An 11,556-nucleotide genomic window follows, 5' to 3' on the forward strand; every position below is an offset into this window, starting at 1 on the left:
CCCAGGGTGGTGCCGCCGGGATGCCGGGTCCACGGGGACCGGCATCCCGGCGGCGTACGCGGGTCGCCCCGGCCGGGTGCCTACTCCGGGGCGTGGCAGACGGCCTCGACGTTGTGGCCGTCCGGATCGCGGACGAAAGCCCCGAAGTAGGTCGGGTGGTACTCCGGCCAGATTCGGGGCGCGTGCAGCACCTCCGCGCCCGCCGCCACCGCCGCGTCGTGGAACGCCTGCACCGCCGCCCGGCTCGGCGCGGTGAACGCGATGTGCGCCTCGGGGACCGCGTCGGGCGAGCCCGCCGGACTGAGCCAGAAGTCCGGCGTCTCGACGCCGTAACCGAGCACGTCGCCGTACTCCAGCATCCGGCGCGCGCCCAGCGGCGCGAGAACGGTGTCGTAGAAGGCCCGGCTGGTCGGGACGTCGCGGACCTGGATACCGAGATGATCGATCATGGAAGCTCCCCCGTGGGTCGTGGCGGGCGCCACGCTAGACCGGGGGTACGACAGGACCGGGTCCGGTGACCACGACGTCGAGGGGCCCCGCCGCACCGGCGGAGCCCCTCGACGACCTGCGGTGTGCGCTGCTCAGGAGAGCGTCTGGAGGTAGTCCGGGTTGGCCTTCAGCCACTCCTCGACGGCCTTCTCCTCGTCACCCTTGTGGGTGTTGAACATCAGGTCCTCCAGGGAGGCGAGCTGGTCGCCGTCCAGCTTGAACCTGTTCAGCATCGAGGTCACCTCGGGGAAGTCCGCGCCGAAGCCGGTACGACCGAGGCTGTGGATCTGCTCGGCCTGGCCCAGGGTGCCCTTCGGGTCGCTGAGGTCCTTCAGGTCGTACTTGGCGTACGCCCAGTGCGGGTGCCAGAGGGTGACCACGATCGGCTTCTCGGCCTTGATCGCCCCGTCCAGCGCCGCGAGCATCGCGGGCGTGGAGGAGGTCTTCAGCCGCAGCTTGCCGTCCAGGCCGTACTCGGGGATGACCTTCTCCTGGGTGGCCTTGGTCAGGCCGGCGCCCGGCTCGATGCCGACGATCTCCCCGTTGAAGGTGCCCGCCTGGTCGGCCAGGTCGGCCAACGAGTCGACGCCCTGCACGTAGGAGGGCACCGCGACGCTGAGGCTCGCCCCGTCGTACCAGGTGCCCAGGTCCTCCAGCTTGTCGCCGTACCGCTCCAGGTAGGAGGCGTGCGTCTGGGGCTGCCAACTGTCCAGGAACAGGTCGATGTCGCCGCCGGCGAGACCACCGTAGACCAGGCCGGCCTCCAGGTTCTTCAGCTCGACCTGGTAGCCCTTCTCGGTCAGGATGTGCTGCCACAGGTACGACACGGCGATGGCCTCGTCCCAGGCCATGTACCCGATGGTGATCTTCTTGTTCTCGCCGGAACCACCGGCGGCGTCCGAGTCGGTGCCGCAGGCGGCGGCGCCCAGCGCCAGGGTGGCGGTCATCGCCACCGCGAGGAGCCGCTTCATGCTCGTGAACACAGTTGTCCTTCCTGTATGGGTGTGCCGACGCGGCACGCGGACGCGCAGCGGGCGTCGGCGGGACGGGCGACGGTCAGTGGGCCTGCCGCGCGAGGCGCTGCGCCCGCGCGGAGGGGAACCGGTCGCCCACGGCGTCGGTGAGCCGGTCGAGCACCACGGCGAGGGTCACCACGGCGATCCCACCCTCGAAGCCGCTGCCGACCTCGACCTGGGAGAGCGCGAACATGATCACGTCGCCGAGGCCGCCGGCGCCCACCATGCCGGCGATCACCACCATGGACAGCGCCAGCATGATGACCTGGTTGACCCCGGTCATGATCGTGGGCAGCGCCAACGGCAGCTTGGTCCGCAGCAGCACCATCCACGGTGGCGCGCCGAACGACTCGGCGGCCTGGACGATCTCCTTGTCGACCTGACGCAGGCCCAGCGCGGTCAGGCGGACCCCGGGCGGCATGCTGAACACCAGGGTGGCCAGCACACCCGGCACGGTCCCGATGCCGAAGAAGAAGATCGCCGGGATGAGGTAGACGAACGCCGGCATGGTCTGCATCAGGTCCAGCACCGGCCGGGCCACCGCGGCGACGCGCCGGTTCTCGGCGACGAGGACGCCCAGCGGGATCGCCAGCAGCAGCGCGAGGGTGCTGGCCACCAGGACCTGCGCGAGCGTGCTCATGGTCTCCGCCCAGTAGGGCATGCCGGCCACCAGGCCGAGGCCGACGGTGACCCCGAGGGCGAACTTCCAGCCCCGCAACCACCAGCCGAGCGCGGCGAACACCCCGACGACCACCACCGCCGGTACGCCGGTGAGCAGGTCGTTGAGCGGCTGGACCAGGGTGTCGACCAGGGTGGCCACCCCGTCGAAGACCGGGCCGAGGGAACTGGTGGCCCAGTCGACGACGGACTCGGTCCAGGTGCCCAGCGGGATCCGGGGCAGCCACCCGTCCCACGGCGACCCGCTCACGCTCATGCCGTCACCTCACTGCGTTCGGCACCGGCATGGTTTACGACAACGATGATTCGCTCGCTCCGCTCGCTCATGCCGGCTCTCCCTTGGTGGTGCCCACCAGCTTCACGTCGCCCTGGGTCAGGGCGGCCGTGGCGGCATCGGCCGTGGGTTGGGCGGCGGTGGTGTCGTCGGTAGAGGACTCGTCGGGCGTGGCCGTCGGGTCGGGCGAGGCGGCGGCCAGCGCGGTGAGCAGGGTGATCCGGGGGATCACGCCGGCCAGCCGGCCCCGGTCGTCCAGGACGGCCACCGGGTGCTGGCTCGCCGCCGAGTCGGCGAAGAGGTCGGCCAGCGAGGTGTCCGCGCCGACGCTGCGGACCCGTTCGGTCGACACGTACCCGTCGAGGTTCGGGCGGCCCTCGCGCAGCGCCGCCGAGACCTCGTCCTCGGTGACGGTGCCGAGGAACTTCTTCTGGGGACCGGTCACGTACACCACCGAGGTCTGGGTCTCCCGCAGCGCCTTGGCGGCGACCCGGGGACCGGCGCCGATGTCCAGGACGCTCTGCGGCTTCTCCATCACCGAGGAGGCGGTGAGGATCCGGGTCCGGTCGACGTCGGCGACGAACTGCGCCACGTACCCGTTGGCGGGGTCGGTCAGGATCTCCTCGGCGGTGCCGATCTGGACGATCCGGCCGTCGCGCATCACCGCGATCCGGTCACCGAGCCGCATCGCCTCGTTGAGATCGTGGGTGATGAAGATGATCGTCTTGCCCAGTTCGGCCTGAAGCTCCAGGAGCTGGTCCTGGATCTCCCGACGGATCAACGGATCCAGCGCCGAGAACGCCTCGTCCATCAGCAGGATGTCGGTGTCGGCCGCGAGCGCGCGGGCCAGCCCGACCCGCTGCCGCATGCCGCCGGAGAGGTGGTGCGGCAGGTTGTCCGCCCACTCTTCGAGGCCGACCATGCGCAGCGCCTCCAGGGCCCGCTCGCGCCGCTGGGCCTTGGGCAACCGGGCGACCTCCAGCGCGTACCCGGCGTTGTCCAGCACCGTGCGGTGGGGCATGAGCGCGAAGTGCTGGAAGACCATGCTGATCTTGTCCCGGCGCAGCTTGCGCAGCGCCGCCGGCTTGAGCGTGGTCAGCTCGACCCCGTCGACCCGGACGCTGCCCCGCGTGGGGCGCACCAGTCCGTTGAGCATCCGGATCAGGGTCGACTTTCCGGAGCCGGACAGGCCCATCACGACGAAGATCTCGCCGGGGCGTACCTCGAAGGTCGCGTCGATCACGGCGGCGGTGGCCGACAGCCCGGCCAGGGCCTCGGCCCGGGGCTGCCCGTCCGCCAGGCGCGTGACCGCCTCGTCAGCCCGGTTGCCGAACACCTTGTAGAGCGACTGCACTGCGAGCGCTGACACGATCTCCTCTCCGACGGAAACCGGTGGCGATCATGGCCAGGGGCGCCCATCTTCGTTTCGTCTGTCTATATCGACATCGGCATATGCATTGGTCCGTACGGGCCGGTCGAGGAACCTACCGACGTGATCCCGATAAAGCCAGTCGATCCGGGGGTGAACGTGGGACTTGACACAAAATTCGAGGCTCACCGGTGCCGATACGGGACGTACGCCCCCGGGTGGAATCGGCCAGCGAGACTGGCTGTGAGCAGGTGTTTTGCGTGACGGGTGCGCGGATTGTCCGAGTCTGCGCGCACGGAGCGCGACGGTTCGCCGACTGTGGTCATCGCGCCGGACAAAGGTGACGGTGTCGATGGAGAACCGTCATGCGATCGTCATATTGCGAGGGTTCGGTCTCGGTGGATTCTCCTCGGTATCGATTCTCGTCGGACGACGCGGCGGCTGCCGGCTATCCGCAAACAATTGCCGATTCGACGCGGTCGGCGGGCGGGGCGCGGTGTCGGTTCAGGCCGGGCACCCGCCCGCGGGCGGCGGTGTGATCGTCGCCTGGGTCGAGGTGGGTGAGAGGTTTGCCCAACGACCGAGGTGGATATAAGGCGCACCGTGAACGAGCCGACACGCAGCGCCGGCCCCTACAGCCGGTTTCAGATGAGGGCGCTGGCCGTCACGAGCGCCGTACTGTCAGTAGTGATCATCGTCTGGGGTCTGATTCTGGCCGCCCAGGGTGACTCCAGGGGCGGAAAGGCGGTGGCGATCGGTGTGGCGGTCGTTCTCGTGCTGGTCGTCGCCATCCCGTACGGAGTGCGCAAGGGCAGACTCTGACGCCGCCGGACGTCACGGCGTACCCATGCTCGGGCCGGTCCGGGATCCCCACCGGACAACGGCTGTCCTACCTGCTCCGTCGGCCTTCGGCCGATGCGGCGTGGCGGTTCGGGGGCGGTCTGCAGGACCGAACAAGAAGTGCTTCCGGTTGGTCACGGCTCCGGCGGCCCGCACGCGATCCGTGTCGGTGGACTGTAGCCGCCCTACGGGGCGGGCGTCACGCCGCGAGCGGCTCGCCCTTGAACACCTCCCGCCGGTGCCAGGCGACGTGCTCGGCGGCGGGAATCGGGGTACCCGGACGTGGGCGCAGGGCCCGGCCGTGCAGGTCGTACACCGTCCGGCCGGCGGGGGTCCGGGCGGTGAAGGCGGCCGAGACCTCGACCCGCATCTCGGCGTCGAGGCCCAGCGCGCCGAAGTCGAAGAGCTTGTGGTGCAGCACACACAGTGCCAGACCGTTGTCGAGGCTGTCCGGGCCGTCGAAGGCCCACCACCGGACGTGGGCCGCCTCGACCCCCACCGCAGCGCCGAGCAACTGCCCGTCGTACCCCCAGAAGGCGCACTGCCGGTCCCAGGCGGTGAGGACCGCGAACCGCCACCCGGCGTCCCGTCGCCGTCCGCCGGCCGGCGGGGTGGTCGGGGCGCGCAGGATGTCCTCGGCGTCCAGCCCGACGGCGGTGAGGACGTCCGGGGCGATCGTGGCCGGGAAATGGATCTCCACCAGGGCGCGGGCCACGGCCCGGAGCAGGCCGGAGTCCCGCCGCAGCGCGGCCTCCACCGGCCCGGCGAACCGACCCACCACGCCGGACGCGGCCAGCGGACCGACCAGGTCCATCGGCACGTCCCGGCTGAGGGTCCAGACGCCGTCGCTGCGCAGCCGGGTGAACGGGTAGGCCGCGCTCTGCGCCCGCCCGGTCCTCGCTGCGGGGCCGAACTCGGCGATCAGCTCACTGAGCCGGCTCTCCGCCGCCGACCAGGGCAGCTCGCTCGACCCGGTGTCGGCGAGGCGGGCCAGCGCCAGGAGCACCAGCAGCGGCTTGTGCGGGGACCGCCGCCCGTCGCGCTGGTGCAGCCGCAGCGAGGTGAGCCGGGCCAGGACCTCCGACCGGTCGGGGCTCATGCGGCGATGGCGCGTGCTGCGGCGTACAGGTCGGCGGGGAGCGGGTACGTCAACTCCCAGACGATCCGCATCGGCCGGTCCCCGGTGTGCGACCGGTACGTCATCGGCCCGGCGTACCGGTAGGCGGGCGCGCCCAGGTCCCGGTCCGGCACCCGGCTCTCCCGGACGAACAGGTGCACACTCGATCCGCGCTCGGCGTGCTGCACGTACCGCTGTCCGGTCGCCGACGCGGCCGAGGTGCTGCTCTGCGACTCCCACTGGAACAGCCGGTCGGTGATGGCCCGGTCGGCGTACATCGTGGTGGGGGAGTAGTGCTGTGCCGACTTGACCAGGGTGACGAAGAACAGGTCAGCTCGGGCCTCGGGCAGCCACTTCACGCCCTCGCGCAACGATCCCGGGTTCGTCATGCCGAACGCCGCGCACGCCTCGTTGCGGCTGTACCGGGCGTGCACCCGCAACGGGCCCAGCGGCACGGTTACCCGGTGGATCCGGTCGCGGAGCACCTCGGCGACCTGGTGCAGCTCGGCGCAGCGGGCCGGCTCGGCCCAGAGCCGGGCCAGCCGTTCGTCCCGCGCGCTCAGCGGCACGTTCGGCCCCCACAGGTCGAAGTGCAGCAGGTCCCAGAGCCGATCCCCGGCCGCCGGGTGCTTCCCGGCGGCGACCCGGGCCAGCAGGTCGAGCCGGTCCACGTCGTCGAGGTGCAGCATCCGCCCGATGGCCCGCCCCAGCGTGGCGTCGTCCGGCCCAGCGGGCGGCACCGGCAGCCCGGCGGCCCGGCGCAGCCCGGTCCAGCCGCCCAGCGTCGCCGACCGGTACACGTCCTCGATCTCCAACCCGGTCTCGGTGAGGAACGTGGCGAGGGTGACGTCCCCGAGCTGCCGCAGCTCCGCGACCAGAGCCCGGCGTGAGTTCGGCAGCGCCGACTTCAGGTTGGCGAGAACGACGTCCTTGGCGACCCGGTCGAGCTGGACGTGGCAGCCGCTGGGCAGGGCCGGGAAGTCCTGCTCGACCGCCTCCCGGACGGCCCGCCGGCTCACCCCGGTCAGGGCCCGCCACCGCAGGTCGAAGCGGAAGTTGGCGTGCTGCCCGCCGATGAAGTCGAGCACCGTCAGGCAGGCCTTGTCGTCGTCCAGGCGCAGCCCCCGACCGAGCTGCTGGAGGAAGATCGTGGCGCTCTCGGTGGGCCGCAGCATCAGGATCGTGTCGACCATCGGCAGGTCGACGCCCTCGTTGAACAGGTCCACCGTGAAGAGCGCCCGCAGCCTGCCGGCCTTGAAGGCGCGGATCAGGTCGTGCCGCGCCGGCTGGTCGACGGTCGACGTCACCGCCGCCGACGGTACGCCGTGCCTGGTGAACCAGTCGGCCATGAACTCGGCGTGCCCGATGCCCACGCAGAACCCGAGCGCCCGCATCCGCGGCACGTCGACGGTGTCCCGGGTGGCCCGCAGGATCAGCCGGGCCCGCGCGTGGTCGGCGGTGTAGAGGGCCTCCAACTCCGCCCGGTCGTACCCCTGCCCGCGCCGCCAGCGCAGGCGCGACAGGTCGGTGTCGTCGTGCAGGCCGAAGTACTGGAACGGGGCGAGCAGTTGGCGTTCGAGCGCGTCCCACAGGTGCAGCTCCACGGCGGCCCGGCCGTCGAACCACCGCCGCACGTCGCCGCCGTCGGCCCGGTCCGGCGTCGCCGTCAACCCCAGGAGTACGCGCGGTCGCAGCCGCTCCAACAGCCGGGCGTACGTCGGCGCCTCCGCGTGGTGGAACTCGTCCACGATCACCATGTCGTACGCCTCGGGGTCGACCTCCCGCCGGTGCAGCGACTGGATCGAGGCGAAGACGTGCCGGGCCTGGTGGGGCCGCTCCCCACCGACCAGCAGCTCACCGAAGCTGCCGTCCCCCATCACCTGCCGGAACGTCGACCGGCTCTGCCGCAGGATCTGCTCCTGGTGGGCGACGAAGAGCAGCGAGTCCACGGTCCCGGCCCGGTGCAGCCGCCGGTAGTCCAGCGCGGCCACGACCGTCTTGCCGGTGCCGGTCGCCATCACCACCAGGTTCCGGTGGCGTCCGTGCACCTGTCGCTCCGCGTCCAGGTCGGCCAGGATCTCCGCCTGGTACGGGTACGGCCGCACGTCCAGGTGGGCCAGCTCGACCGGCGCGTCGGTCGGGCGTTCCCCGCGCAGCGCCTGCTGGAGCTGCTCGGCGTCCCGGGCCGGGTCGTACGCCTCGAACGCCGGATCGTGCCAGTAATCCTCGAAGGTGGCGGCGAAGGTGTCGATGACCTGCCGCTGCTCGACGTTGGAGATCCGGACGTTCCACTCCAGCCCGTCGTGCAGCGCCGCCTTCGACAGGTTGCTCGACCCGACGTACGCCGTGGTCAGGCCGTTCGCGCGGCGGAACAGCCACGCCTTGGCGTGCAACCGGGTGGTCCGCGTCTCGTACGACACCTTGATCTCGGCGCCCAGTTCGGCGAGCCGGTCCAGGGCCCGCTGGTCGGTCGCGCCGAGGTAGGTGGTGGTGATGACCCGCAGCCGTCCGCCGCGCCTGCGCAGCTCCCGCAACGCCGGCTCGACGGTCCGCAGCCCGGTCCACTTGATGAACGCGCAGAGCAGGTCGACGCTGTCGGCCGAGGCCAGCTCGTGGTTGATCTCGTGCCCGATCCGGGGCTGGTGCCGACCGTTGACCAGCAGCGCCCCGGTGGAGAGCGGAGTGGTGGGGCGGGGCGGGAAGCTCGGCTCGGCCGGCGGGGTCGGTGGGGCGGCGATCGCGTACAGCAGGTTCCGGGCGTCGGTGACCTGGTCACGGGCGTCGACGGCGGCCGGTTCGAGATCGGCGATACGCTCGGCGATCCGGTTGGCGAGCGCCACCTGCCGGTTGAGTTTGTCGTCGCCGCCGGGGACGGCCTGGAGGGCACGCCGGGCCAGGGTGGCGAGGTGCTGGGCGAGGATCTCGTGCGCGTCGGCCGGGTCGAGCTGGTTGAGCTGGACGCGGGCGGGGTCGACGTGCTGGAGGCGGTCGGCGAGTTGCTGCGTGATCATGTGCTCGTAGATGCCCCGTCCAAGATCCGTCACCGGGGGGAGGCTAACCAACCGATCACCTGCCCCGCTGCCCTGCCCTGTCCTGCCGACTTGTGACAGGCGGTACGTAGACAGCCACTTCCGTCTGCTGCAACGCGCCGAGAGCTGTCAACTGTCCGCTTTGCGACACTGGCTTCGCTTGGCTCACTTCATGTAAGGAGGTTACTCAAATAAACTACTCACAGTGATTGATGTTGTCCTATAGTGAGTGATGTGTCGGATTGTTCTGTTTTGAGGAAAGATAAATGCTTCTAGGTTGGCGAATCGCGAAGTTCTTCTGCTGCGTTAGGCTCACTTGGAGCTTCAACCGTAAGTGACGTTTGAAAGTTTAACTCAGCGTCTTGCTGTCTAAGGCTATTGAGGTGTGTTTTGCGGGCAAACGAAACTACGCTCCGAACGCTTCTGCAAGGCGAGAAGCAGTACATCATTCCGCTGTATCAACGGACTTATAGCTGGAAGCGCCCGCAGCTTGACCGACTTTGGTCCGATATTTTAGAGTTGCTAGATACGACAGGTACAGACAGTCATTTCCTGGGGCCTATTGTCCTTGCGCCTAGCCATAATATGACTGCCTCCGGAGTGCAGAGTTGGCTCGTGGTGGACGGTCAGCAACGCTTGACCACTCTGAGTATTCTTCTGGCGGCGATAAGAGATCTGGCGAGCGGCCCTAGCGCAAGGCTGGCGCGCAAGATAAGCACTCAATACCTCATCAACGAATTCGCTGACGGAATAAACTCTTATACTTTGTTGCCCACCCAGGCTGATAGGGCTGCGTGGCGAGCAATCATCGATCGTATGCCGAATGCTGGCGGTGCGGATAAGATCGGCGATGCTTACAGGTTTTTCCGGTCGAAAATCGATCAGCTTTTCCTAGACGCCGTTGGCGATTCCGAAGGCGATGAAGTGCTAGAGAAGCTCGAGGGCATTGTTGCCACAAAGCTCTCATTTGTGGAAATCTCTGCTCAGGCCGGCGACAACGCCTACAGGATCTTCGAGTCTTTGAACAATACCGGTCTGAAGCTAACGCAGGCAGATCTTCTCCGGAACTATCTATTTATGCGTTTGCCGGAGACTTCTGAGCGTGTGTATGAGCAGCATTGGCTTCCTCTCCAAAATCTGCTTGATGAACAAAGCCTTGTTGACTTGATATGGCTCGATTTGGTTTTGAAGGGGAATAAGCGAGCGACACTTCATTCGATCTATGAGGAGCAACATAGGTTTCTGGAGACGCTCGGCTCTGAAATCGCGATCGAACAGTGGATAGTGGCACTGAACCACAAAGCGCGAGTCTTTGATAGGGTCTTGAACCCTGAAAAAGAGAGTGATCCAATTATCCGCTATGCGTTGGATCGCCTTCGTCGTTGGAAGGCGCGAGTCGTGCACCCGGCGGCACTGCATGTTCTTCTTTCATATGAAGACGGAAAGATGAATTCGCAAGAGGTTTCGGATGCCCTGCGTGCTGTAGAAAGCTACCTCGTTCGACAGCTCATTGTAGGAACCGGAAGGGCGGGGAGTAACGTCCTGCTTGCTGATCTAATCCGAACGCTCGGTGATAAGGTGCCTCGACAGGATCAGATCATTAAAATCCTGACTGGTCAGAGAAGACGTTTTCCTACCGATCAGCAAGTTCGTGCTGCAATGCTCGAGCAGCCGTTCTACTGGCGTGGTAGAGAATGGCAGAAGTTTTACATACTTCGGTGTCTTGATGAGGCTGCCGGACGCACCGAGGTTGTGGATTACGAAAACTCCGGTTTGTCAATCGAGCACGTTATGCCTCAAAAGGCTACTGCGGCTTGGTTGAACGAGCTTGAGTATGATCTCGAAGAGTTCGAGTCTGCCGAGGATGCACATCAAGCGCTCGTTCATGCTATCGGAAACCTCACTCTATCAGGATATAACGGATCTCTTTCAAATAAGAACTTTCCTGATAAGAGGGAAATTTTGGCCAAAAGTGGCCTTTCTATGAATCTTTCGATTGCTGACTCTGCCCGTTGGGGTGTGGCTGAAATCCGTCAGCGGGGCGAGTTCCTTGCAAACAAGGCAATTGAAATCTGGCCAGGTCCTGGAGAAAGTCACAATCCTGCTGTTGATCGGCGTCTCGCTAGCGCTAGGCAGGTCTTGAGCCTGATACCGGCTGGTTGTTGGACTAATCTCCTTAGTCTTGCTCAAGCTATTGGCACGCACCGCCGAACTATCGGAAAGCTTCTGGCTGAGAACGAGCTGACGAACTCGCATCGAGTGCTGCTCCGGGATGGGTCGATTCCGGCTGGCTCTGTCGATAGTCAAGAGTGGCTGTCTAGGCTGGAAGCTGAGGGCGTGAAGTTCGACGCGCGAGGGCGGGCGAACAAGTCTCAGCATGTCGATGCTGTCGAACTTGTATATCCTGACGGGAGTTTAACGGAGTAGATGGCCCGATTATTGCGGTCGAATCAGACGTTTTCCGTGTGCCTCTGGGTGTCGTCGTGACGGGCCATCGAAGGTTTCGTCTTCTGCTCGTTGGGTGTGATGTTGCAGTTTGCAATCCTCCGGACATCGGCGGCTTCGGTTGGTGACACGCCTCTAGGCTAGCGGGTCCGTCGGGTTGCGTCGGCACACGAACGATTACCGGGTTTCTAGCGTCGGTGAGGGTTAGCGGCAAGCCCTTGCGGCGGTGCGGCAGAGGGCAGCTAGGGCGTGTGTCGAAGTCGGTGGTGGCGCCTGAAATGGTGTGACCGTTCGGCGTG

General features: G+C 67.0%; 8 protein-coding genes. 2 read left to right on the forward strand and 6 right to left on the reverse strand.

Going from position 1 to position 11,556, the window contains the following annotated elements; genetic code table 11:
• Nucleotides 1–80: 80 nt before the first annotated feature.
• The 4 genes from AWW66_RS09770 to AWW66_RS09785 form a co-directional block, all read right to left on the reverse strand.
• Nucleotides 81–449 (reverse strand): VOC family protein, encoded by a 369-nt coding sequence (locus tag AWW66_RS09770; protein WP_067363032.1) that lies wholly within the window; start codon nt 447–449, stop codon nt 81–83.
• A gap of 132 nt (nt 450–581) precedes the next feature.
• Nucleotides 582–1,460 carry a glycine betaine ABC transporter substrate-binding protein gene (locus AWW66_RS09775; protein WP_157527316.1) on the reverse strand — a complete coding sequence of 293 codons (879 nt, stop codon included), beginning with the start codon at nt 1,458–1,460 and terminating at the stop codon, nt 582–584.
• 85 nt (nt 1,461–1,545) lie between these two features.
• Nucleotides 1,546–2,439 (reverse strand): ABC transporter permease, encoded by an 894-nt coding sequence (locus AWW66_RS09780; RefSeq protein ID WP_157527312.1) that lies wholly within the window; start codon nt 2,437–2,439, stop codon nt 1,546–1,548.
• Between the two features lie 67 nt (nt 2,440–2,506).
• The gene (locus tag AWW66_RS09785; protein ID WP_083978360.1) at nt 2,507–3,826 is read right to left on the reverse strand and encodes a quaternary amine ABC transporter ATP-binding protein; all 1,320 of its coding nucleotides are present in this window, start codon (nt 3,824–3,826) and stop codon (nt 2,507–2,509) included.
• Between the two features lie 603 nt (nt 3,827–4,429).
• Here AWW66_RS09785 and AWW66_RS09790 point away from each other — a divergent pair.
• Nucleotides 4,430–4,648, forward strand: a complete 219-nt coding sequence (locus AWW66_RS09790) for a hypothetical protein (protein ID WP_157527314.1) — start codon at nt 4,430–4,432, stop codon at nt 4,646–4,648.
• 217 nt (nt 4,649–4,865) lie between these two features.
• On the opposite strand, the gene AWW66_RS09795 is transcribed toward AWW66_RS09790, so the two are convergent.
• On the reverse strand, nt 4,866–5,765 hold the full coding sequence (locus tag AWW66_RS09795) for a phosphorothioated DNA-binding restriction endonuclease (RefSeq protein ID WP_067363044.1): 900 nt from the start codon (nt 5,763–5,765) through the stop codon (nt 4,866–4,868).
• Nucleotides 5,762–8,794, reverse strand: a complete 3,033-nt coding sequence (locus tag AWW66_RS09800; RefSeq protein WP_396890522.1) for a DEAD/DEAH box helicase — start codon at nt 8,792–8,794, stop codon at nt 5,762–5,764. Before AWW66_RS09800 ends, AWW66_RS09795 begins: the two co-directional genes overlap by 4 nt.
• Nucleotides 8,795–9,202: 408 nt before the next feature.
• Here AWW66_RS09800 and AWW66_RS32570 point away from each other — a divergent pair, with 408 nt between their 5' ends.
• Nucleotides 9,203–11,239 (forward strand): GmrSD restriction endonuclease domain-containing protein, encoded by a 2,037-nt coding sequence (locus AWW66_RS32570; RefSeq protein WP_169807086.1) that lies wholly within the window; start codon nt 9,203–9,205, stop codon nt 11,237–11,239.
• Nucleotides 11,240–11,556: the final 317 nt, after the last annotated feature.

Source organism: Micromonospora rosaria, assembly GCF_001567585.1.
Lineage (GTDB): Bacteria > Actinomycetota > Actinomycetes > Mycobacteriales > Micromonosporaceae > Micromonospora > Micromonospora rosaria.

What these genes read in the sequence shown, in the direction of transcription:
- AWW66_RS09770 (WP_067363032.1), bottom strand. Translation starts at nt 449, where the DNA reads ATGATCGATCATCTCGGTATCCAGGTCCGCGACGTCCCGACCAGCCGG.
- AWW66_RS09775 (WP_157527316.1), bottom strand. Translation starts at nt 1,460, where the DNA reads ATGAAGCGGCTCCTCGCGGTGGCGATGACCGCCACCCTGGCGCTGGGC.
- AWW66_RS09780 (WP_157527312.1), bottom strand. Translation starts at nt 2,439, where the DNA reads ATGAGCGTGAGCGGGTCGCCGTGGGACGGGTGGCTGCCCCGGATCCCG.
- AWW66_RS09795 (WP_067363044.1), bottom strand. Translation starts at nt 5,765, where the DNA reads ATGAGCCCCGACCGGTCGGAGGTCCTGGCCCGGCTCACCTCGCTGCGG.
- AWW66_RS09800 (WP_396890522.1), bottom strand. Translation starts at nt 8,794, where the DNA reads ATGATCACGCAGCAACTCGCCGACCGCCTCCAGCACGTCGACCCCGCC.